Origin of the sequence: Aquiflexum balticum DSM 16537, from assembly GCF_900176595.1 — a bacterium.
GTDB lineage: Bacteria > Bacteroidota > Bacteroidia > Cytophagales > Cyclobacteriaceae > Aquiflexum > Aquiflexum balticum.
This window is the reverse complement of sequence record NZ_LT838813.1, coordinates 1,850,725-1,875,443: the sequence shown is the minus strand read 5'-3', so window position 1 is coordinate 1,875,443 and position 24,719 is coordinate 1,850,725. Positions and strand designations below refer to the sequence as shown.

The window sequence follows — 24,719 nt, the reverse complement described above, 5'->3', positions numbered from 1 at the left end:
TTTAATAGAAATTAGCCGCCTTCCAACCATAGAATTGAAATGGATTAATTTATTCACTTTTCCTGCTTTCAAACTAAATATACGCATGTCAAATCAAAATTCAGTTAATGTTATTTCAAAGTTTAAGTCATGTTATTTCAAAGTTCAGCTTGTGATATTTCAAAATTAGCCCTAAATTTGAAATAAAAACATGTTGGTTTCTAGGGAAATAGTTTCTGCGATCAAGATGATAGCACCAATGTATCCGATCATTGCTTTGACCGGACCAAGACAATCCGGGAAGACTACGCTACTCAAAAATTTATTTCCGGATTACAGGTATATCAGCTTAGAAAATCCTGATAACAGAAATTTTGCTGAGTCAGATCCTAATGGATTTTTGAAAGAATTTCACTCACATGTCATTTTTGATGAAGTTCAACGGGTTCCCGAATTGTTTTCATACATCCAAAATATCGTAGATGATAGAAGTGGGGAAATGGGTATTTATGTCCTTTCAGGTTCGCAGAATTTCCACTTGATGCACAGCATCACACAAAGCCTTGCCGGCAGAGTTGCAATTTTCAAATTATTCCCCTTTGATTTAAAGGAATTAAAAAATGAAGGATTATTGGGAGAGAACTATTTGAATTCACTTATTAAAGGATATTACCCAGCCATTTATGATAGGGATATTCCATCAAAGGTCTTTTACTCCAATTATATTGAGACTTATATCAACAGGGATATAAGTGAACTTGTTGCCATCAGGGATTTAAGGATTTTCCAAAACTTCCTTTCATTTTGCGCTGCTAGGGCAGGACAATTACTGAATCTGAATGCATTGGCCAATGAATGCGGCATCAGTCAACCCACAGCAAAAGCATGGCTATCGGCATTAGAACAAAGCTTCATTACGTTTCAACTATACCCATACCATAAAAACTACAATAAAAGGATAGTCAAAACACCAAAGCTTTATTTCTATGACACAGGTTTATTATGTCACTTGCTTAAAATCAGTAAAACGGAAAGTTTACTGGCAAATCCGATTAAGGGTGCATTGTTTGAAAACATGATGATTGCTGAGTATTTAAAACAGATGCACCATCAAAACAATCCTCAAGACCTATGGTTTTGGCGGGATGCTGCTGGAAATGAAATCGACCTTTTGGTCGACAAGGGTGATCAAATAGAAATCATTGAATTCAAAGCGTCCCAAACTATCAAAACTAAAATGTTTGATGGGCTGGCCAAATTTGAAGAAATTTCCCAAATCAAAAATTTAAACAAATCACTGGTGTATGGTGGGGATACTTCGCAAAAAAGAAGTGCAGGAAATTTGGTGGCTTGGAGAGACTTTGGATAATAAAACCAAATTGGAACCAATTCTGCTATAAGTTTTTTATTAACTTTATAAAAAGAAACTCCTGATGAAAACCAAATCACTTGAGATTATTAAAAAGAGAGTTTTGGATAAGATCGAAAACCTATCTGAGGAAGAATTGATAGAGCTAGATAGAATTATCGATAATTTAGATTCCAGAAAATCAAGGATAGAACAAATTTTATCTTTTAGGGAATTTCTGGACAAAGTTGAAGATCCGGATTTAATCAGAGAACTTACCGTGGATTTACCTAAAAACAGGCTTAAAAGTAACCGAAATATTGAGACATTTGAAAGTGACTTTTTTAAGGACTGAAATCTTGATTAACTTTTTCAAAAATTCAGATATGGAATTAATAACAAATAACCAGGCCCATTTCCGACAGATCAAGGGCCTGAAATTAAACAATTGGAAATAAACCTTTTATGGGAAGAAAATCAAACAATCAACAGGGGAAGAAAGGCGGGAAAGTGATGGATGCCTCCCAGTTGGCAAGAAAAGTCCTTAATTTTTTGGACAATAATTATGGCAAAGAATTCAATGCCAAACAGATCATCAAAAAACTGGAAATCAGAGACTCCGTCACCAAAGGCGGAGTAGAACCGACTTTGCATAAATTGGCCGCAGCAGGTTCTGTGTCCAAAACACCAAGAAATTACTTCTCCTCGGTCAAAGAACCGGAATTTGTAGAAGGTGAGGTTGATTTTGTAAACCCCAGATTTGCATTTATCAAGCCGGATCCCAAACACGATTTGGAAGAAGATGTTTTGGTGAAAGAAGCAGACCTCAAACATGCCCTCGATGGAGATAGGGTCAGAATTATGGTCTATCCGACCAAAGGAAGCACCGGAAGACTGGAAGGAAAAGTGTTGGAAATTGTAAATAGAAGCAGGGATGAGTTTGTAGGACGGATTGAAATATCCCCAAGATATGCCTTTGTCGTGCCTGATTTCAAGAAAATGCACCATGATATTTTTGTGCATTTGGGAGATTTGGGCGGTGCCCAACACAATCAAAAAGTAGTTGTCAAACTTTCCGATTGGCGGGAAGATGACAAAAATCCTACGGGGAAAGTCACACGTGTACTCGGTAAAGCCGGTGAACACGAAGTGGAAATCCACTCCATCATGGCGGAATTTGGATTGCCTTTCGAATATCCCAAAGCTGTCGAAGAAGAGGCGAATGCCATCCCTGATGAAATCCCAAGTTCTGAAATCAAAAACAGAAGGGACATGCGGGATGTGCCTACATTCACCATTGACCCCGCGGATGCCAAGGATTTTGATGATGCCATTTCCTACAGAAAACTGGACAATGGAAACCTTGAAATCGGTGTCCACATCGCTGATGTCACCTATTATGTAAAACCTAAAACAGGTTTGGAAAGAGAAGCCTATGACAGGGCCACCTCTGTATATTTGGTGGACAGAACTATCCCAATGCTACCGGAAAGGTTGAGCAACGGACTTTGTTCCTTAAGACCCAATGAAGACAAACTGACTTTTTCCTGTGTTTTTGAAATGGATGAAAATGCGGATGTCCTCAAGCATTGGATTGGGCGGACTGTAACGCATTCAGACAGAAGATTTGCCTATGAAGAAGGGCAGGAAAATATTGACAATCAATCCGGAGACTTTTATCAGGAACTCACCTTACTCAATGATCTGGCGAAGAAACTTCGCAAAAGAAGATTTGACAAAGGGGCGGTGAATTTTGAAACGGTTGAGGTCAAGTTCAAATTGGATGAAAAAGGAAAACCGCTTGGGCTTTTTGTCAAAGAAAGGAAAGACATCCACAAACTGATCGAGGAATTTATGCTTTTGGCCAATCGTACCGTGGCGGAATATGTGTACAACAAAAACAAAGGCAATGATACCTTTGTATATAGAATCCATGACAATCCCGACGCAGAGCGATTGGAAACATTTGCCAACTTTGCCAAGAAGTTTGGCCATGAGGTCAAAATCGGTGAAGGAGAAAGGGTATCTGCAGCGCTCAATAAGCTGATGGACGAAATCGTCGGAAAACCTGAGCAGAATGTTTTGGAACAATTGGCCATAAGAAGTATGGCCAAAGCCAAATATACCACCGAACCCAAGGGACACTTTGGTTTGGCATTTAAACATTACACCCATTTTACCTCCCCTATCAGGAGGTACCCCGACATGATGGTGCACCGCTTGCTTCAACATTACCTCGATGGCGGAAAATCTCCCAATGAGGAAGAATGGGAAGAAAAATGTCTTCATTCCTCCACAAGGGAAAAAAGAGCCGCCGATTCCGAAAGGGCTTCCATCAAGTACAAACAAGTGGAATTTATGTCCCTTGCTGAGGAAAAAGACTATGAAGGCATTGTGGCAGGTGTTACCGAGTGGGGTGTTTTTGTGGAAATCACGGAAACCAAATGCGAAGGAATGATTCGTGTTCAGGACATGAAAGACGATTATTATGATTTTGATGAAAAAAACATGCGACTTATTGGGTCGAAAAATAAAAAAATGATCACTTTGGGGGATAAAGTAATGGTCCGTGTAGTTGCGACGGATATTGATAGGAGAACAATAGACCTGGAATTTGCTGATAATGAACCAAGCCAAAAAAAGCGCCGATAAATTATTACATGCCTTGGAAAACCATATCCAAGGATTTTCATACGGAGAATCACCCAAAGAACTTTACGAGCCAATAGCCTATATCATGAGTTTGGGAGGGAAACGCATCCGTCCCCTTCTCACATTAATGGCCTATTCACTGTACAGAGAGGATTTTCAGAACATCCTCACTCCTGCCTTGGCCGTTGAGGTCTTCCACAATTTCACTTTGATGCACGATGACATCATGGACGATGCCCCGCTGCGAAGAGGGAACCAAACAGTCCATGAAAAATGGAATGCCAATACAGCTATCCTTTCGGGAGATGTCATGCTGGTCAAAGCTTATGATATGCTGCTTGAAATTGAAGCAGACAAACTCCATGAGTGCATCAGGTTTTTCAACAAAACTGCCGCAGAGGTCTGCGAGGGACAGCAGAAGGACATGAACTTCGAAACCCTTCCCACGGTATCCGAGGAAGATTACATCGATATGATCCGCTTGAAAACAGCTGTTCTCCTTGGTTTTGCGCTACAGTTTGGAGCCATAATGGCCGGCGCGCCCAAAGCGGACGCCCTGCATCTTTATAATTTTGGAGTCAATATCGGCATCGGTTTTCAATTGAAAGATGATCTTTTGGATGTCTATGCGGATAAGACGAAGTTTGGGAAACAGGTTGGGGGAGATATTATTTCCAACAAAAAAACTTTCCTCTTGCTCAAAGCAAAAGAACTGGCCAAGGGAGACACCAAGACTTTATTGGAAAACTGGATTGAGGCCAAAGATTTTGATAAGGCGGAAAAAGTCGGAGCGGTCACTGCTATTTATGATGAATTGGGCATAAAAGAACTGACCGAATCCAAAATGAAGGAATACTTTGACAAAGGCTTTTCTGAATTCGCTTCCCTGAAAGTACCTTATCAGAACCAATTTCAGGAACTTTTGGACCTTACACAAAATTTGGTGGATAGGGAGAGGTAATTCCGGAAGTATTTGGAGCAGATATCTTATTAATTGTTTGCAATTGAATGCTTATATGTAAGATTGGTAGTGTTAAGGGCTTCTCCTTGTCATATCGAAGTCAGGAGATATCAGTTCTGACTTGAAGGTCTTAGATCTCTTCCGCCACGGCGGACAAGACCTGCCGTCAAGGTGACAAGGATACGCCATTTGAAGTATTGAATGCGGAAATTGGATCAATTGTGTAATTGGCTTCTCCTTGTCATATCGATCCCGATAACTATCGTGGAGAGATATCTGTAACCTGTAATGAGCAATAGACCTCTTCCGCCACGGCGGACAAGACCTGCCGTCGAGGTGACAAGGACAAGTTTTGTTTGTAATTTATCACCTACATTTGTTGGATAGTATTAAAGACTACTATACTAAAAGACAAATAAACAACCTCAACAAATGGAATTATCCGCAACGGTCGTATTGATTGCCCTTACTGCATTGACTTCGTATCAGGCCTGGAGAAAGCCTGAACTGCTCAACAGGTGGATGTTTACACCTTATATGATCAATAATAAGGGGCAGTGGGACAGGTTTGTACTTTCGGGATTTATCCACAAAGACAATATCCACCTGCTGTTCAACATGTTTACCTTCTATTTTTTTGGAAGGGTGGTGGAGATGTTTTTGATATTTAAGTTTGGAATGGTGATGGGAATAATTGCTTATGTGCTTTTCTATGTGGGTGCCATAGTGGTTGCCGACATACCAACCTTCTTTAAGCATAAGGATCATTCCTACTACCGTGCGCTTGGTGCATCAGGCGGAGTTGCGGCCACCGTCTTTGGAAGCATCATTCTGATGCCTTTGTCGGATATCTGCCTCTTCGGGATTATTTGTTTACCGGGATTTGCATTAGGAATCATGTTTTTGATCTATTCGGTCGTACAGGCACAAAAAGGCGCCGATGGTATCAACCACGACGCGCATTTATATGGAGCACTGTTTGGAATTGCCTTTATTTTGGTCGTCAATCCCCAAAGTGCCCTGAATTTTATAGACCAAATAAAAAGCTTCAGGATGTTTTGATAACTAACCAGAAAATATGAAACCTGACAGGTTTTTACATCTTAAATGGTTTTTTTGAGACCATTGGTGCTATTTACCTGTCAGGTTTAACTCTCCTCCATTTGATATGACAAAGTAGGGTTAAACCTCCTTCATAATTAAAATCCCTATTTATCCTTCTGAAGTTGTCTGATATTTTTATCCGTGACACTTCTCAACATGGTATTCCATCTGTCTTTCCCTTTTTCCTCGGAATAAACATCCGGACCAGGAATACCAACTCTCATTCCCAATATTCTTTCTGCTGTCTTTCCTGTTCCTGAAATATTAAAGTAAAGATCAACCGCATTGATATCGTGGGTAAATCTTGAAATCTTGTCTATGGATTTTCTGATCTGGGCTTGCAGACCTTCAGGAAGGTCAACTTGTGGGGCTTGCACATCAATTTTTATCCCTTTGTAATTTTCTGTGTAATTCATAGTATTATTTATTGGATTTTTTGTTAATTTAATAAAATAGATATTTTTAATTATCGATAGCTAAAATTCCTTTCTAAAACATTCTAAACCTAATCAAAAAATGAAAATTTTTAACAAAAATCAGTTCATAGAATTGTCAAAGAAATCAGGTTTCCCTTTTATATCCATTTATACTCCAACCACACGACTGAGTACCAATGCTTATAAAGACGACAAAACCCATTTCAAAAACCAACTTCAGGAAATAGAAAGCCGGTTAAATTCCGAAAAGGGATTTGGTTGGAAAGAGACTGAAAAAATCCTGAGCCCGGCTTATGCTTTGCTGGAAAACCCAGAGTTTTGGGAGCATAATTCCGATATGTTGGCCGTTTTTCTTTTTGATGGAGAAATGGAAATTTTCCAAATGCCTCTTGAAATTAAAGAAGGAAGTCATTTTATAGGTTCTAAGCCAATGCTTTTACCGATGATTCCTGAATTGGCTGATGATGGGCACTACTATTTGTTATTGCTGAACCTGGATCATATTTATCTCTATGAAGCCACAAGAAACGGGATTCAGGAAATTGACGATGAGGATTTTGCTTCTTCCTTTACTGATGAAGAAAAAAGCGGGGAAGATAAAGGATTCCAGGCCCGTGGAGGTGGAGGAGTTGGTTCACAGTTTCATGGCCACAGTGAAAATTCTGATGAAGAGCGCAAGAAAAGACTCTTGAATTTCTTCCACAGGGTGGACAACAAGCTTGTTCCTCTTTTGAACAAAAATCCGCTGCCCCTTTATTTGGCAGGTGTCGAATATCTTGCTCCGATTTATAGGGAGGCAAACAGTTATAACTATTTGAAAGAAGGCAAGATAACCGGAGCATTCAACCATAATGATATGATGATACTGCATGCCAAATCCTGGGAGGTAGCAGAACCATATTTTGAAAAGGAAAGACTGGAAAGGAAAGCGAGCTTCGGTTCCTATCTTGCCAATGGTCTTGCCATCAACAATGACAAACTTAAACTGATCAAAGCAGCCTTGACCGGCGCAGTGGATACACTTTTGGTCAATAAGGACCATGTACACCTGTGGGGAAGCTATGATGAAACCAACCATAAAATCATCCTTTCTGATACCCAAGAACCCGGCATGCACTGTCTGATAGATGAAGCAGCCGCCAAGGTCATAGATTTTAAAGGGAAAGTCTATATGGTAGATCCCGAGATGATGCCGGAAGAAAGTGCTGCCATCGCAGGGATTCTAAGATATCCGCTTTAATCTATCTTATTCCAAAAGAATAAAATCATGGGTTACCTGAGAAATCGGGTAACCTTTTTTTTAAATTCATCCTTCCCTATCAGAGTGGGATTTGTAATTCCACCCTTTTATTTTTGGGGTTTGAAATCCCAATTCTGAAATGTCCAACCCTCCTGCCCCATTAAAAATCCTTTTCCAACTTACCGAAAATTTACTTTATTCCTTATCTTCAAAAACAAATCAGTTTGAATCCCTTTTTGATCAAATTTAGCTTATGGCTCTTTTTCAGAATTCAGTTCTTAAAAAATACCTCGCAGGTCAGGAACAGGCACCCATGCATGCTGCCTTTGGGGCTTACCTGACTTACTTCCACGATCCCATGCGCCGGGCAAATATCCGGGCATCGAAAGAAGAGCAGTTTCAGGAGGGATTTCTCCGTGAACTTTTTGTCAATATTCTCGGCTACACGATCAATCCCGATCCGGATTTTAACCTGACCACGGAACTCAAAAACATCAAGGACAGCAAGAAAACGGATGGTGCAATCATTAAGGACGGCAAAGCAATTGCCGTCATCGAACTGAAAGGGACAGATACCAAGGATCTGGAAAAAATCCGGGATCAGGCTTTCAATTACAAAAACAACCATCCTGATTGTGTCTATGTCATCACGAGCAACTTTGAAAAGCTGCGCTTTTATATCCACAATGCGGTAGATTACTACGAGTTCTCCATACTTCACATGCAGCAGGATGAGTTTAGAATGCTGTGGCTGTTGTTGCAAAAGGATAACTTACTGAAGGGAATTCCCGAAAAGATCAAGGCCGAATCCCTGATTATCGAAGAGCAGATCACCAAAAAGCTTTACTCCGATTATTCGGCTTTCAAACAGCAACTCTGGCAGGATATGGTCGCCAATAATCCCGGACTGGACGAACTCCTGCTCTATAAAAAAAGCCAAAAGCTACTCGACCGCTTTCTCTTTATTTTCTTTGCTGAGGACAAGGGGCTGCTTCCGCCAAACTCCATCTCTGAGATTATCAAGCAATGGGAAACCTTAGAGCATTTGGATTCTTATGTCCCACTTTACGATCGGTTCAAGCTGTATTTTGGATTTATGAATACCGGGCGACCCGCCAGGAAGGATAAAGCCGAAATCCATGCCTACAATGGCGGACTCTTTGCACATGATGAACTGTTGGACAGCCTGACTATTTCCGATGGCTTGCTCAAAAAGCACGTTTCCAAACTCACCGAGTACGACTTCGAATCCGAAGTGGACACCAATATCCTCGGCCATATCTTCGAGCACAGTCTGAACGACATCGAGAATGTCCGCGCTTCGCTGGAAGGGACTACTGTGGACAAAAGCAAAACCAAGCGGAAGAAAGACGGGGTATTCTACACCCCCAAGTACATCACCAAATACATCGTGGACAATACCCTCGGCAAACTCTGCACGGAGAAAAAAGCCGAACTCGGCATCATCGATGAGGAATTTGCCAAGGGGAAAGCCGGGCGGAAGAAAGATACGCTGCAGAAGCTTGTGGCCCAACTCAAAGCATACCGGGAATGGCTGCTGCAACTCGCCATCTGCGATCCTGCCTGCGGTTCGGGTGCTTTCCTGAATCAGGTCCTGGAGTTCCTGATGGCCGAGCACCGCTACCTGGACGAACTCGAATCCATGCTCTTCGGCAGCAGCATCGTCTTCCCCAACGTGGAAAACCACATCCTCGAAAACAACATCTTCGGCGTCGATATCAATGAAGAATCTGTGGAAATAGCCCGCTTGAGCTTATGGCTGCGTACGGCACAGAAAGGCAGAAAACTCAGTACCCTCAGTTCCAATATCAAAGTTGGCAACTCCCTGATCGATGACCCCGAAGTAGCAGGAGACTTGGCCTTTCACTGGCAAGCCCAATTCCCAAAGGTATTTGCCAAAGGAGGTTTTGATGTGGTGGTGGGGAATCCGCCTTATGTCTCAAAGGATCTACCTGATGTATTGAAGAAACAATTATCAAAAGAATATTTCACTGCCCAGTATCAAGTTGATTTGTATGTTTCATTTATTGAAAAGGAAATAAAACTCCTTGGATTAAATGGTGTGATAAGTTATATAGTTCCGAATTCATGGTTAAAGAATATGATGATGTCAAGCTGTCGAGAATTCGTATTAAGCAATTTAAATTTCCTTACTATCACTCCTAATCTTGATAATGTTTTTGAAGAAGCTACGGTTGACACAATGATTTTTACTGGGAAAAAAGAAAAAAACAGGAATAAAATTGAAATAAATGAATTTAAAGACAAGCAATTGATATTTAGGCATTTTGTAAACCAAGAAAGGTTTGAAAAAAATGAGGGATTTATTTTTGATGTAGAAATAAGTGAGGCATTAATTCCATTATTTGAAAAAGTAATTAAGCACACTGAAAAAGTTGGAAATATCTTAGATGTAATCCGTGGAATAAATCCTTATGATAAATATACCGGACAAGAAGCAGAGGTCATAAGTTCAAGAGCTTATCATTCCAACTTTAAGAAGGATTCAACATTCGTCCCTGAGTTGAAAGGTCAACATGTTGGTAGGTATTTTTACAATTGGGATGAAAAGCACTATATAAGTTATGGTGATTGGCTAGCTGCTCCAAGACCTATAGAATATTTTTCTGGGCCAAGAATTGTTTTTAGAGAGATTTTAGGATCAACTTTAGTAAGCACATTTATAGAAGAAGAATTTAAAATTGATAGAAGTCTTTATATCGCCAGAATTGACACCAAAAAATGTGATCTATTTGATTTAAAGTATATTCTTGGAATCTTGAATTCTAGATTAATGGCCTTCTATTTTAGATACAAAAATAATGAGTTTGATAATTTATTCCCGAAGATTCGAGTTGGAGAATTTAAAGAACTTCCAATAAAGAAAATACCCAGTGACAACCAAATTAGCCTTTCAAGCTTAGTATCCATTCTTCTGGAAAATGGAAAAATATTTACTAGATTCTCAACGGCATTTCAGAATCATATACTTGCTAAGTTTCCAATTGAAAAGCTTACCACCAAACTCCAAAACTGGCCTTCCTTAGACTTCAAGGGATTCTTGGGAGAATTGAAGAAAGCAAAAGTGAAATTGAGTCTGTCGGAAGAAGCGGAATGGATGGCGTATTTCCATGAACAAAAAGCCAAAGCCCAAGCCCTCCAATCCGACATCACCCGCCTCGACCGCGAGATCGATAAGCTGGTATATGAGTTGTATGGGTTGACGGAGGAGGAGATTAGGATAGTGGAAGGGGGGGGATTAATAATAAATTGATGGTAATTTCAAATATGGAAAGAGATAGAATCATTTACGAAAAAGTCATTGAACTTCTAAAAAATGGAGATTATGTTGATTTCAATATTATTACAGAAACAATAGAAGAGGATTTAAGAAAGAATTATCCTAAATATGGAAAAATCCGCGTTGCGAATTACATTGAAAATCTTGAAAACAATTACTTTATCGGATATTTTGACAATGAAGAAAGATTTGCAAGGCAAATTTATATTAGAAGAGATTTCAATTATGAACAATTTATAAAAAAGGATGAAATAATTGATTATGATTTTTCAATTGATAATTTCGATGAGGTAATAGAAAAAAAAAAATAAACCTACATCTTCTTCAATTTTTAAGAATATCTTTTCTATAATTCGAGGTATTTTTTCCTGGTTATTTTTAATCTCATTAATTGGTGGTTTTCTTCTTTTTATGGTTGGACTTGGAACTGTAATAATGCCAGTCTTAGGAATTATTGCTTTGGGCTATTTAATTTTCGGAATACTAAAAACAATTCATGATCGGTACAACGACAAATAAAATCCTGAAGCTACTTACCTCTAAAATCTGCACCACCTCCTCCACCATTGTGGGATAGCGTTTGATTGAAATTATTCTCAGTTTTGGAACTTTTAATTGACAATTAATCATTCATTGTTTGACAGAAGAGGTATCTTTTTACTCTTAACTCACAAATACATGGAGTTCAAGTTAAAAATCAAGATAACCTCACGATTCTTGCGAACGTTAATTTGGGCCATTCGACGCTTAATTAAGATATTTATATCAATTTTCGTCTTGGTCGCTCTACTGGGATAATTCAGTAGACACTTATTGGGTATAGGCAGGAGTAGGAAAGTTAAGAATGTTACTCTCCTGCCTCCATTAAGTTAAGAAGGTCTTAACCCTCTTCTGTCTCTTTCACCTATTGATGCGGCTATCTGATTAAACTTTTTCAATACCCCGTCTGGGTATAGTTTAGGCGTTTGACTGGGCGGAGTTTGCAACTTCGCCCAATTATTTTTTGGATCCTATAAAGTTGCCGGGAGTTCTTCCAAAATAATCCTAAAGGGATTACATGTTTATAGTCAAGTCCGTGTCTCCGTTTTGTTCGACCCCGACGGGGTCGTACCTTTTCAACTTACCAGATTACTATAAACATTTGACCCATTCTGGGTCATCCGCGATCCGATGGGAAATTTCAAAAAAGCGGTACTTCCCAAGTAGAGGGGGGGACTTCGGAAGTCCCCCCCCCTACTTGATTACCCCATCATTGAACCTTTTTGCTCCAACCTTGCACCTACTTGCTCAAAGCTTTCACCTTTTTGCTCGACAATTGCACCTATTTGCTCAAAGCTTGCACCTTTTTGCTCGAAGCTTTCGCCTTTTTGCTCAACGCTTCCACCTATTTGCTCGAAACTTTCGCCTTTTTGCTCGACAATTTCACCTAATTGCTCGAAGCTTCCACCTTTTTGCTCGACGATTCTCTCTTTTTGCTCGAAGTTTCCACCTTTTTGCTCGACAATTTCATTGTGTTGCTCGGAAAGTGGGCCTTGGAGGTGGAATGAGAAAGTTTGGAAGAGATCCTTTGGATCATTTTGACTCGCATTAAAAAAGGCCGAACCTGATGGTCCGGCCTGATAAGGGTCATTTAATAGACCCAATCATTATTAATTACTCAATCACACTGCCGTTTCCTTTTCGGCTTCTCCGTTCAAACCTTTTTTTCAGGTCTTCATAGATAGCCTTGGCATCGGGGGCATTGACTTTCGCTCCTTGCTTTACCGAGTTGTAATAGCTCAATGCGCCAAGATACGCCTCGGAACCGGCCATCATGGCCGTATCACTCAGCGTGTCTTTGATCTGATCTACCATCCGCAACAGGGGCATCAGACCCATTACTGCTGACCAATCCTTCTGCATTTCCTCCTGACTGACAAAGGGCGGGAGAAACTCCACATTGTTGACAGCATAGTCCATTACCTTTTCGACGAAAGGTTCCGTGCCATCACTCATCTTCGGAATGGTCTTCCGCTGCTCGGGAGTAAGGGCAATCACATAGGGTGCTAAAATACCCTGCACCTGCTGAAGTGCGGCTTTTGCAGCCGCAAGATCCGCCTGTGGGATCTCAATCGAAATTCGATTTTCCATAAAAATTTGGGTTAAAATAAAACAAATAGACAAACAGTAAAAAACTGTAATAAAAGTTAGTAAAAGAGAAATAAATAAACAATAGTTGGTATTTATTTTTTAGGTGAAAGTACAGTGAAACCCTTGCAGAGGTAAAACTTAAATTGGCCCCTGACGTATTTCCAATAGTTCTCAATTTGCCTTATGCTTTTTTTTACAAATTATTGGATAAATCAATCCATTATTACCTGATTTTTAAGATAATTACTTAATTTACTTACTTAAACGATTCTTTAGTTTCATCTTTTAAACCACAAACTTATGTTCAAATTAAATTTTAAAGGGATTCCGCTCAAAGTATTCCTTTTGTCAATGTTTGTTTTCCTTTTCAGTGCTGCACAGGCACAGGCCCAAAGTCTGCCCGGTGACCACGGCCGCTGGATAGGTACTTTGGAAGGTTCCATGGTCGATACCCAAGGCAGTGGCTTGGTGTATGATTTCCAATTTAAAGAAGACGGAACAGTCGATGTCGAAAAAAGTTTGACTGTCAGCAAATTGAAGCAGACTTTCAATTGGACGATGGAGGGGGCAAATATCGTTCTATCCGGTGATGCCTCAGGCCCAATCGGTGAATTATCCGATAGAATCATCAACTATATTGATGAAACGAGGTATGAATTCAAACATGTAGATGGGGTAACAGATGTGGAAATCCGGAAAAGCAAACCATTTTGGTCATGGATGCATTTGGTGTTTTTGTTTGTGGTTTTGATGGTCGGAAATGAATTATCAAGGTATTACAAAGGGGTCTCTTACTTACTTTATTTCATTCTTCCTATTGCTTTGATACCACACTGGCTTAAAGCTGGATTTGACGGTTGGTTCAGGTGGATCAAACTATATTCCGCGGTTGCTGGCAGTGTATTTACGATGATATTTAGATTTCACAATATCGATGGAAAAACTTGGGCAAAATTTGTGGTCATGTTGATTTTGGCCATCAATATTGCCGAGGCTGTTTTGCAGGATTTTTCGCAACCGGATTTACCAAACCTCATCAATGCCATTGCGGGAGTACTGTGTATGATTACGATTTCCAGGTGGAAGGGAATCAAAAGGGACGAAGAAAAGCCGCACGACATGTTGTGGCCCGGTATGACAACATTTTGGATTTTGGCCTATGACATTTGGAATATCACCTTTGTTTATATCAATTTCCCTAATACTGTAGCATTTTCATTTATTGTTTTGTTGGCCCCTACAGTTGCTGCTATTTGGATCAAGAAGGGCACCTATCTACAAGCAAGAGCATTTACATTGGCTATATACATGATGTATCTCTTCAGCTTCAAAGCCTTTGCAGACAACAGCCTAGGCTTAACATTTGTCATTCCTATGCCAAGGTCAGAAGGCTTGGTAATGACGATGGCGTTGGTCAGCTTGGCCTTCAATTTGGCCTATTTTATCCTTCATTATAGATGGAGATTTACCGGAAAGGCTCCTGCAAATCTGGAAGTAGGTCAAAGCGAATCTGTATTATAATCAATCCCCTTTTTTAATATTATAAGTTGTTGACTTAAATGCAGACAATGAAAAAGGCTATCCTGATATGGGATAGCCTTTTTGATTTTGATTCATTTTAGATTTTAAAACATCTCATTCAAATTGAGGAAAATGGCAGAAGCCCCATGTATGCCCCGTCCATAATCCAAGCCAATGTTAACCCTGTTTTTGGGACTGATCATGTAGCGCAAGCCAGCACCATAGCCGGCCTGAAAATGGCTGAATAGTTTCACATTATCCGTTCTGCTACTGGCAGAAGTGGCATTGACAAAAACTACACCACCCAATCTGTCCTTGGTCTTTTGGAGCGGAAACCTCCATTCTGCTTCTGTGTAGGTCAGGTCTTCACCCCGGAACCTTCCCATAGTATAGGGTCTTCCGGATCTCCCGAACATGTCCCAACCTGTAGCAGGCAAAAACATATAGGGAACGTTGCCTCCGGTCACAAACCAACCATAAGCCCAAACAGCAATCAAATTCCTTGGTCTTTCAGGATTCAAATTGAAATAATCCCTGTATTCTAACCAGAGTTGACTTGCACCTTCTGTACTTCCCAAAAACTCAGGATTGAGTCTCAAAGAGGCAAATACCAATCTGCCGTCATAAGGGTTGGCCACATTGTCCCTACTATCCAAAGAGGCATTCAAAGACACCCCCGATTGGGTATAACCATCAAGCGGCATGTCCTTACCTGTTTGGTATTGGTAGTGGTAGGTGAGTCTGGGAGGATCTGCTTCCAGGTCCAATTGCTTGTCATCGATATTGGACATGATGTCCAAATGATACCCCACCCCATAGAAAAACCGGGAATCCTTATGCCTTCTCAAAGCAGTCTGGTAAAATCTGAAATGGTCAAATCCCATCATTTCATTTTCCGGTGGGCCTTTGACCAAATCATCAGAGACTTCTCCGTCTTCTCCTACAACTGTATGGTACATATAAGTAGCATCAGTACTCAATCCGTAAGTTGGTTGACTATTAAGGTTATATCTCAAGTCTGTCATCAACATCCAACGATCATCTTCCAAAAACACATTTCCTCTTACTTGAAGAAACAATTGGTTTTTTTGGGTATATAGGAATGTACCCAATACACTTGTCATACTGGTTGTTTCAGGATTGCCATTGAACCAATTAAATCCAGGAGCAATGCCATAAACCAATCCTGTGGTAGGATTAGCAGCTAAAACCGGCATGGGGATAATGGTTACTTTTTTTTCTTTCTTACCTTCTGGAACAGCTTCCTGATTTTGACTAAATGCCAAGGTTACAAAACTGGAAAGCAATAAAATCATCAATAAATATCTTTGGCTTTTCATCATCATCTTTAATTAAAAGTGAATAAATATTTGGTGTGTTATATTCCATCAAAAAGAAAAACAGCTATCAAAAATTCGATAGCCATTTTTCTATAGAAAATTCTTGGTTGCGGATATTTATTTAACCTTATGCCAATTTGATGAAATGGGGGAAGGTTTTATTGGTGGCCACTATTGCCTCCTGCTCGGCTAGGGTCAACACAGGTTGACCAAATCCCCAAGCTTTTCTTCTGATCATCATGCCAAAATGTACATAGGCGTTATAGACATTCAGTCCGAGGCTGGTGATAGCCAAAATGATGATAAATGTTGGATTGTCGGGAAGTAACACATTATTCAACGGATGACTGATCCATCTGGAACCGCTCATAATATACATCATGTATGCAGATAAGGTATAAGCCCTTGCCTGAAGCCATGTTCCCACTTTGTAAAAGGCAGGAATGGTACAGGACAACAGAACGATCAAGCCCATCACCGCATGCTCAGGAATACAGTTACAGATATAACTCCAGTTCCAAACGTCATAAGCGATGATCCAAAGCAAGGTCATATCAGGCCATACCATATCTTTGAACCTGGAATTATCAGCTTTGATGGTCAACCAACCTGATAAGGTAATGATAGAAAGAATCCCTGCCGTCCCATTCAAAAAATGGTAAATACCTCCAAAGCCGGTTCCAAGCTCGAAATCCCTGAGCACCGCTTCTGCAATATTGATCACCAAAATAGCGGCGACAATGAACTTTGCCCATTTATAATTATTTAATTTGGTAAACCTGACCAAAGTAAAAAAGACAGAACCCGCTAGCGCTGACCAGACTTTTGCCACATGGAACCAAGTGTCAACCGCAGTTCCCACTGTGGTCATGGGCCAAACATAGATAGTCAGGTACAAGGGCAGCAGAATACAGGTAGCCCAAACAAACCATTTTGACCACCTACAGAGATGGTTAAAAATCAACAGAGCAATTAGCACAAAGAGCGTATGCATTATTGCCGGCCAATTTGAATGTTTCTGGATTTCATAATCAAGCCCGGCTTTTGAAAAAGTGAAAAGACCATCTTCCTTTTTAGTGATGCTCACATCATAGAAATAATCAATCCTACCAGGGTCCCAAATTGGATGTAGAGTCAGGTTGTTGCCACTAAGCTCGTACTTCTTCAATTCTTTAAAGTCCTTGTCTTCAGAATTTTTTTCAGTGACCAAGACGGTACCATCTTTATTGAAATTAAAGATGAAAATCTGATTATCACTTCTCGTGACTGCATAAAAACCTTCAAGATATTCTCTATCTTGTCCATAGGATACTGATACAAATGTCCCTAAAACTATCAGGAACAAAAACGGCTTAATCACAGAATTAAGCCAATTCTTTTTAATACTCTTTAGCATGTTGAAAATTATTTAGATGTGGATAAAGGGAGTTTCAATGTTATTTGATCCTAAAATGATTTCGTTATCCTTCTAAATAGAGATAGGTGAAAGAAAAAATTCCAAAAACAAACAATACTGTTACTTTAAAAATATATAAAATATTATTCTAAAAAAAACGAATTATACAAATTAATATAAAATTAATATCAATTTAATTGAAATAAATCAAAAAAAATAGGCTGCCTCTATTCAGAAAAGACAGCCTATTTAACTTTAAAGTCCAAGAAATTTTACTTCACTTCCTTCAAGGTATTATCGATCAATAATTTCAAATGATCCTTATGGGCCTTGGAGGAGATATTTCCGTTGGCATTGCCTGCCTTGGTCTTGATATAGTTCAGGTTGTATAAAGCTGCTGACTTGGCCAGGTGGTTGTATCGGTTGCTTGTATTACCGGAAACTATCCCTTTGAGGGTATTCACATACTCCATCTGCAGGTTTTGTCTGAAGGAATTGACATTGCCATTGATATCCGCATCGAAGATGGCTTTGGTCAGGTCATTCATATAAGTGGCCATGTTGTATTCATTGCCATACAATTCCGAATCCACCATTCTTTGTAGTGTATTTGGATGGGTCAAATGGGCCAAAACATTTTTCTGGGAATTCAGTACCTGCTGATGGATTTTGGGATCTTCGGGTGCTGACATAAAATCAAAACCTCTCCTTTGCCTTGCCAGGTAATTGATGAGGTCGTTGGGAATATCATAGGCATTGGGTGCAAACATATATTTACTCAATGCAGTCATGGCCCTTTTTTGATCCTTAAGACTAACAGGAGTAAAAGGTTGTGTTGCCCCTTCCTGTCCTGCCATGGCCCTGTCTACATACACGCCACCGATAAACCTTGACATAACGCCTCCTGCGGTGCTATATTGATTCATCAAAACCCCGTAAGCCTGTACCAGTTCCTGATAAGACTGTCCATCTTTGGTGTATTTGTCTTTGATTTCATTCATCAGATTTTTGGAGGTTTCCATCATATGGATAGAATAGCCAATCTGATCATTGGAAAGGTCACCGATCATTACTCTTGGATCAATGGCTTTGCCCGGAGATCTCATATCATCGGCATCATTACCGAAGGTAAGTTCCGGTTGGGTGGATTTGGCCAAAATAGCATCCAATTCATTTGACGTTTTGACCGGGGTATAGCCAAATTCAATTGCCCAAATATCATAAGGACCAACTGTAGTAGTAAAGTAATGACTTTGGGTCTCCTTATTTGGAGAAAGGTTGATGGCCAGATAATCCATCACAGAACCTGTTAGGGCTTTTCCCTGAATGAAGTTCTTGTCTGCCAACTGTGCTGGTGAATACAATTGCGAAGCTTTCATATTGTGGTTCAATCCCAAAGTATGTCCTACTTCATGCATCAATAATTCCGTCATGGCTTCCATTTTCATGCCTTCCATTTCAAGGTCGGAAGCACCGCTTGCGCGTAAAAATGCCTGACCAAACATCATGTTGTTTTGCAAATGTGTCTCCACAGTACAGAAATGTCCGTTATGCCAGGTTCCAAATTCACTTTCCAAGGCAGCTTCCTCACCGAAGAGCCTGTTCAATACAACCCTATTGGTATGGTACACAAACTCCAACATAATATCAGAACCCAGAATCTGACCAGTTCTTGGATTGACGAAACTTGGGCCATAGCCGCCAAATGGAGGGTTGGGTGAACTTGTCCATCTCAACACATTGTACCGGATATCCCCTGCATCCCAATTCGCATCATCCGGTTGGATTTTTACCTGCACTGCGTTTTTAAACCCTGCTTTTTCAAAAGCTTTATTCCACTCTAAAACTGCATTCATGATGGTCTGTCTCCACTCATGTGGCGTGGAATTCTCAATCCACCATACTATGGGTTCAACAGGTTCGGATAAAGCCGCATTTGGATCTTTTTTCCTCAGATCCCAACGATGGATCAAATCCCTATATGGTGTCGGACTGCTTGAGGTCATATCAGTGACTTTGGTGGTAAAATACCCGACCCTGGGATCGTCAAAACGAGGTTCGTAGCCATTGTCCGGTAATTCAATCAAACTGTGAAAAACTTTTATGGACACGTTCCTGCCATCAGTTACAGCAGAAGATCCGCCATTCAGCACCGATGGATTGGAATACACATACTCTACTGCCAAATCTGTATTTTTCTCATAATTCCTGACTGCTAGCACTTTTGTTTTTTCACCGTCAAGATTTCCCAATTTGAATGAGGTAGGGGATTCGCCTGGAGAAGAAGGCCTTTTAATCTGAGAAAATGTTTCCTTTAGAAATAAATTGTCTGCCTTGATCAGAATCAGACCCTTTTCTACATCATCAAATTCAATTTTGGCACTTGCCATGATTCCGGGACTGATATTGGCATCAGCGGAACGGCTAAGAGGGTTTTCCGGATCAAAATAGTAAGAGGTATTTTGATTGATGAATTCCACCCGGTTGAAATACCTTTCAATCTTGAAAATTTTATTATCTCCATAGGAACCACGGAAAGTACCCGCATCAGTCACCCCGTCTCCTACCTGCGAGAAGTACAGGTATTCATTGCCCAATTGCTCTTTGCTGATCAGCATTTTCAATTCGCCACTGGTAGTATCCTGATAAAAAGTAAAAAGTCCTTCAAATTTTTTATGGCCCTTGACCACATCTTCCAATTTCTTCTTTTCCGGTTTTTTCTCAGGTGCAGGTGCAGCTGCTACCGGTGTATCTGATTTCTTTTTCTTTTTCTGAGCAAATGCCTCTTGATTTGGCAATGAGACCACTCCCAGAAGAATTACCGCTGTGAGTAGGAAATATTTTATTGACTTTGTCATGCTGTGTTCAATAATTAAGTTGTTGATTTTTCCGATTCTATTTGACAATTGAAAATTATAATTTTAGCAAAATAAGAGTTAAAATCTAATAAAATCCTATTTCACTGTAGCTCGAACTTACTTTTTTTGAATATTTAACAAAAAATCCCTGACATAGTTTTGTCAGGGATTTTTTAATTAAGAAAATACGGTCTTACTTCTTCTCTATTTCAGCTTTCATCTCCTCAATATTCAGAATTTTGGAGATCTGGGATTTTTCGATTTCCCTGAATTTTGTAAGTTGAATATCGATTTGTCTGGTAAGTTCAGCCCGCACTTCTTCAGCACCATCTGTTGGTCTGAATTCTCCCGTTCCGACAATGGAATTCAAGTGTGCCAGCTTATTGTTCAATCTGATCGGAAAGTTCAGAGGATCCTGACCACTCCTGTTCTGGGTTTGATACAGTTCCTTTTCAATGTCTGAAATGGCATTAACTACTGGTTCTATCCTTCTCTTTTGACGTGGATTCTTTTGAACAATGGTATCGAGTTCAGCCTTATATTTTCTGATCAGTGTGATTGTTTCATGGGTCTCAGTCAGCTTATCCCTTACTTTGAGCAAGAAATCATACTGTGCCTCTAGGTCTTCCTGAGTAGACTCGTATCTCAAATCCGGCAGCACTTTGAACCGTTGATCCTGAGACTGTCCGTCAACGATCAGCCTGACCAAATAATCACCCGGAACAACCTTTGGCCCTCTCAAAGGTCCTGACCACATGATCATTCCTTCAAATCCTTTGGCATCAGGTATCCTCAAATTCCAGTTGAATTCATTTGATCCGGTTTTGTATTTCAAGGTATCTTTTTCAATTCCTTTTGAAGAAAATTCCTTGATCAGATTTTTTTGACTGTCATAGAATTCCAACCTGACTTCTTCTTTAGGCTCCTCTTTCAAATGATAGTAAACCAAAACGCCTCCCGGCCTGTTGGTACCGGCAGTCTTGGATTCTCTCCGCACACCGTCCAATCGGTAGGAATCCTGTGGTTTGAATAAATGAAAAGGTTTATTCCCTATATTCTCTGACAATTGATGGATTACAGTCAGGTCATCTATGATCCAGAAACTCCTTCCCTGGGTGGCAGCAATCAGGTTATTATTTTTAATCGTCAGATCCGTGATCGGAACTATCGGAAGGTTCAACTGGAATGGCTGCCAAGATCCCCCATCATTGAAGGAAATGTACATGCCTGTTTCAGTTCCGGCATATAGAATCCCTTTTTTTGCAGGATCTGCACGCACTACTCTGGTAAAATGCTGGGCATCTATTCCATTGACGATTTTTGTCCATGACTTTCCATAGTCAGTTGTTTTATAAAGATAAGGAGCAAAGTCACCATTCTTGTAAGAAGTTGCCGCTAAATACAATCCTCCTTCTTCAAAAGGATGTCCCTCCATACTGTTGATCTGAATCCACTCCGGAAGATCTTTTGGAGTAACGTTTTCCCAGGTCCTTCCATTGTCTACAGAAACATGGACCAAGCCATCATCCGATCCGGCCCAAAGTACACCTTTTTTCATAGGAGATTCTGTGGCGGCGAAAATGGTACTGTAATATTCCACTGATGTATTGTCTTTGGTAATCGGACCACCTGAAGGCCCCAATTTTTCCTTGGCATTTCTGGTCAGATCAGGGCTGAAAGTCTCCCAAGTCTGTCCGCCATTCGTTGATCTGTGGAATTGATTGGAAGTGGTATACAGTACCTTTGGATCATGGGGTGAAAAGAAGATCGGGAAATTCCACTGAAAACGATACTTCATTCCCTCTGCACCATGTCCCATTGGGTTGTCAGGATATACGTTGACATTTCTTTTTGCACCTGTTCTATGATTGAGCATTTGTAGCAATCCCCCATAATTTCCACCATAGACTACATCATTATCAGTAGGGTCAACAGCCAACCAACCGCTCTCGCTGCCGGCACTGACTTCCCAATCATTCTCCGTAATTCCATAACCTTCATTTCTGTGGTTGATCCGCATCGTGGAATTGTCCTGCTGCGCACCATAAATTCTATAAGGGAAATGATTGTCTGTAGTTACCCTGTAAAATTGGGCTGTGGGCTGGTTCATATAAGTAGACCAAGATTCACCACCATCAAAGGAAACCTGCGCACCGCCATCATCCGCAATGATCATTCTCTGATTGTCCTTCGGATCAATCCACAGATCATGGTGGTCACCATGAGGTGCATTGGAACTTTTGAATGTTTTTCCGCCATCTGTCGATTTGTGATAACTTACATTCATGACATATACTGTACTGTCACTTTGGGTATCCGCATAAATTCTGGAATAATACCATGCTCTTTGTCTTAGATTCCTGTCCTCATTGGTTTTTTCCCAAGTCTCTCCACCATCATCTGACCTGAAAACACCTCCATTCAGATTTTCGACAATTGCCCAAAGTCTGTTGGAGTTCAATGGTGAAACAGTGATTCCCATAATGCCTAAAGTACCTTCAGGAAGTCCTTTGTTTCGGGAAATTTCTTTCCAGTTTTCTCCACCGTCCGTGCTTTTGAACATTTTGGAATTAGGTCCACCGCTTTCAAGGCTATAAGGTGTCCTTTTGATATCCCAAGTGGTTGCATATAGGATATTGGGATTATTGGGGTCAAGAATAAGATCAACCGCACCGGCCACCTGACTGGCAAAAAGTTTCCTGTCCCAGGTTTTCCCCCCGTCTGATGATTTGTACACTCCACGCATTTCGGTAGGTTTGAATATATCACCCATAATCGCCGCATAAACAATGTCAGGGTTGGATGGGTGAATCCTTATCCTGGAAATAAAGCGGGATTCTTCCATCCCCAAATGTTCCCAGGTTTTTCCGGCATCTGTGCTTTTCCACATCCCATATCCATAGGAAACATTACCCCGAACGGTTTTTTCGCCACCGCCCACATAAATGATGTTGGGATCAGAATCGGCAACTGCAACTGCACCGATAGATCCACCGAAAAATCCATCTGAAATATTACCCCATGTTTTGCCCCCGTCAGTGGTTTTCCATACACCGCCACCTGTGGCTCCAAAATAAAATGTATTCCTTTCTGACGCTACTCCAGCCACTGTAGCAGATCTTCCGCCTCTATGAGGGCCTACCAAGCGCCATTGCACCGCATCATAAATTTTTTCATTATAGGTCTGAGACCATCCTTCCATTTGAAAACCAAAGGAAAAGAGCAGGCCAATAACCAAGATCAAGCGTATTGTATTTTTCATAGCATGAAGTTTAGATTAGCATATTGAAATTTAAGGGTATTACATCTGATTAAATTAAAAAAAGTGACCATTGGAGTTTATTTGGTCTAAAGCAAAAAAGGTCTTCCGAATTCGGAAGACCTTTTTATTTGGTAAAGCAATTTTATGCTTGAGCAGGAACTATACTTACATAGGACTTGCCATCATATTTCTTTTTGAATTCAACCTTGCCATCAGACAGGGCAAATAATGTATGGTCTTTTCCAACACCTACATTTTCACCTGGATGATGTTTGGTTCCTCTTTGTCTGACGATGATATTTCCGGCAATTACTGCCTCTCCACCGAATTTTTTAACACCCAGTCTTTTGCTATGGGATTCTCTTCCGTTTCTGGAACTACCGACACCTTTCTTATGAGCCATGATTTTATACGTTTAGGATTTCCAAGAAATCTTATAAGGTAATATTTTCGATTAATACTTTTGTAAAGTCTTGTCTGTGACCGTTTTTCTTTTTGTAACCTTTTCTTCTTTTCTTTTTGAAGACGATTACTTTGTCACCTTTTACATGATCAAGAATTTTTCCTGATACCTTGGCACCTGAGATGGTGGGTGCCCCTATTGATACTGTACCGTTGTCATCTGCCAACAATACCTCATCAAACTCCACGGAAGCGCCAGTTTCGCCCTGCAACTTAGGTGCATAGACAAACTGATCTTTAGTTACTTTGAACTGCTTTCCTGCGATGTTAACAATTGCGTACATATAAATGTTTTAATGCTTTAGGAAATTGAGGTGCAAATATAAATATTGTTTTTGGAAGAAAAAAATATACCTGGAAATCAAGCCCTAAAATAATTGTTTCACATGTTTTAAGCGGTTTCTAAGACTGATTTTATGCAGTTCTAGGTCTGATAAATTATTGACTAATGGTCAAAATTAAGTTCAAAAAACGGTCAAAAATATTTTTTTAACCTGATAAAAAAAAGTTTTGATAGCCTGTAGAGGACATATTAATTAAATTATTACTTTAAATAAAGTATTTTAATTATCTGTAAAATAGATATTTAAATTATATTTGACTGATAGTCAAAAAACGAACAATTTAGACGTTTCCGGGGTTTTATTTTTCAGAATAGTTCATCATATTTGTTGGAGGCTGTTCTGAAAAGACGGCCTTTTCTATCC

General features: G+C 40.1%; 18 protein-coding genes. 9 read left to right on the top strand and 9 right to left on the bottom strand.

Going from position 1 to position 24,719, the window contains the following annotated elements; all coding sequences use genetic code 11:
- Window positions 1-190 precede the first annotated feature (190 nt).
- The 5 genes from B9A52_RS07960 (at window position 191) to B9A52_RS07940 (ending at window position 6,002) form a co-directional block, all read left to right on the top strand.
- Window positions 191-1,348 (top strand): ATP-binding protein, encoded by a 1,158-nt coding sequence (locus tag B9A52_RS07960; protein ID WP_084119801.1) that lies wholly within the window; start codon window positions 191-193, stop codon window positions 1,346-1,348.
- Between the two features lie 64 nt (window positions 1,349-1,412).
- Entirely contained in the window at window positions 1,413-1,682 is a 270-nt protein-coding gene (locus tag B9A52_RS07955) for a hypothetical protein (RefSeq protein ID WP_084119800.1), read from the top strand.
- 110 nt (window positions 1,683-1,792) lie between these two features.
- Window positions 1,793-3,979, top strand: a complete 2,187-nt coding sequence (gene rnr, locus B9A52_RS07950) for a ribonuclease R (RefSeq protein ID WP_084119799.1) — start codon at window positions 1,793-1,795, stop codon at window positions 3,977-3,979.
- Window positions 3,951-4,940 carry a polyprenyl synthetase family protein gene (locus tag B9A52_RS07945; protein ID WP_084119798.1) on the top strand — a complete coding sequence of 330 codons (990 nt, stop codon included), beginning with the start codon at window positions 3,951-3,953 and terminating at the stop codon, window positions 4,938-4,940. Before rnr ends, B9A52_RS07945 begins: the two co-directional genes overlap by 29 nt.
- Window positions 4,941-5,372: 432 nt before the next feature.
- The gene (locus tag B9A52_RS07940) at window positions 5,373-6,002 is read left to right on the top strand and encodes a rhomboid family intramembrane serine protease (protein ID WP_084119797.1); all 630 of its coding nucleotides are present in this window, start codon (window positions 5,373-5,375) and stop codon (window positions 6,000-6,002) included.
- A gap of 146 nt (window positions 6,003-6,148) precedes the next feature.
- Here the strand turns inward: B9A52_RS07940 and B9A52_RS07935 are convergent, their stop codons facing one another.
- A complete protein-coding gene (locus tag B9A52_RS07935) occupies window positions 6,149-6,460 on the bottom strand; it encodes an HPF/RaiA family ribosome-associated protein (RefSeq protein WP_084119796.1) in 312 nt (103 codons plus the stop codon).
- A gap of 100 nt (window positions 6,461-6,560) precedes the next feature.
- On the opposite strand from B9A52_RS07935, the gene B9A52_RS07930 reads away from it, so the two are divergent.
- The 3 genes from B9A52_RS07930 (at window position 6,561) to B9A52_RS07920 (ending at window position 11,354) form a co-directional block, all read left to right on the top strand.
- Complete coding sequence (locus B9A52_RS07930; protein ID WP_084119795.1) at window positions 6,561-7,721, top strand: baeRF7 domain-containing protein; 1,161 nt, start codon at window positions 6,561-6,563, stop codon at window positions 7,719-7,721.
- A 253-nt stretch (window positions 7,722-7,974) separates the two neighbouring features.
- The gene (locus B9A52_RS07925) at window positions 7,975-11,016 is read left to right on the top strand and encodes an Eco57I restriction-modification methylase domain-containing protein (RefSeq protein WP_084119794.1); all 3,042 of its coding nucleotides are present in this window, start codon (window positions 7,975-7,977) and stop codon (window positions 11,014-11,016) included.
- Between the two features lie 14 nt (window positions 11,017-11,030).
- Window positions 11,031-11,354 carry a hypothetical protein gene (locus B9A52_RS07920; RefSeq protein ID WP_157370107.1) on the top strand — a complete coding sequence of 108 codons (324 nt, stop codon included), beginning with the start codon at window positions 11,031-11,033 and terminating at the stop codon, window positions 11,352-11,354.
- Window positions 11,355-12,284: 930 nt separating this feature from the next.
- Here B9A52_RS07920 and B9A52_RS07915 read toward each other — a convergent pair.
- Together B9A52_RS07915 and B9A52_RS07910 are read right to left on the bottom strand one after the other, a co-directional pair.
- Window positions 12,285-12,686: a hypothetical protein gene (locus B9A52_RS07915; protein ID WP_084119792.1), complete on the bottom strand. Its 402-nt coding sequence runs from the start codon at window positions 12,684-12,686 to the stop codon at window positions 12,285-12,287.
- Window positions 12,687-12,696: 10 nt separating this feature from the next.
- Window positions 12,697-13,104 (bottom strand): hypothetical protein, encoded by a 408-nt coding sequence (locus B9A52_RS07910; protein WP_231955520.1) that lies wholly within the window; start codon window positions 13,102-13,104, stop codon window positions 12,697-12,699.
- Between the two features lie 369 nt (window positions 13,105-13,473).
- Here B9A52_RS07910 and B9A52_RS07905 point away from each other — a divergent pair, with 369 nt between their 5' ends.
- Window positions 13,474-14,694 (top strand): DUF5692 family protein, encoded by a 1,221-nt coding sequence (locus B9A52_RS07905; protein WP_084119790.1) that lies wholly within the window; start codon window positions 13,474-13,476, stop codon window positions 14,692-14,694.
- Window positions 14,695-14,798: 104 nt separating this feature from the next.
- Here the strand turns inward: B9A52_RS07905 and B9A52_RS07900 are convergent, their stop codons facing one another.
- From B9A52_RS07900 to rplU, 6 genes are all read right to left on the bottom strand, one after another.
- The gene (locus B9A52_RS07900; protein ID WP_231955519.1) at window positions 14,799-16,040 is read right to left on the bottom strand and encodes a BamA/TamA family outer membrane protein; all 1,242 of its coding nucleotides are present in this window, start codon (window positions 16,038-16,040) and stop codon (window positions 14,799-14,801) included.
- A gap of 121 nt (window positions 16,041-16,161) precedes the next feature.
- The gene (locus tag B9A52_RS07895) at window positions 16,162-17,430 is read right to left on the bottom strand and encodes a DUF5692 family protein (RefSeq protein WP_084119789.1); all 1,269 of its coding nucleotides are present in this window, start codon (window positions 17,428-17,430) and stop codon (window positions 16,162-16,164) included.
- A 272-nt stretch (window positions 17,431-17,702) separates the two neighbouring features.
- Window positions 17,703-20,288 carry a zinc-dependent metalloprotease gene (locus B9A52_RS07890; protein ID WP_084119788.1) on the bottom strand — a complete coding sequence of 862 codons (2,586 nt, stop codon included), beginning with the start codon at window positions 20,286-20,288 and terminating at the stop codon, window positions 17,703-17,705.
- Between the two features lie 193 nt (window positions 20,289-20,481).
- Entirely contained in the window at window positions 20,482-23,550 is a 3,069-nt protein-coding gene (locus B9A52_RS07885; RefSeq protein ID WP_084119787.1) for a WD40/YVTN/BNR-like repeat-containing protein, read from the bottom strand.
- 142 nt (window positions 23,551-23,692) lie between these two features.
- On the bottom strand, window positions 23,693-23,953 hold the full coding sequence (rpmA, locus tag B9A52_RS07880; RefSeq protein ID WP_084119786.1) for a 50S ribosomal protein L27: 261 nt from the start codon (window positions 23,951-23,953) through the stop codon (window positions 23,693-23,695).
- Window positions 23,954-23,984: 31 nt separating this feature from the next.
- On the bottom strand, window positions 23,985-24,296 hold the full coding sequence (rplU, locus tag B9A52_RS07875) for a 50S ribosomal protein L21 (RefSeq protein WP_084119785.1): 312 nt from the start codon (window positions 24,294-24,296) through the stop codon (window positions 23,985-23,987).
- Window positions 24,297-24,719: the final 423 nt, after the last annotated feature.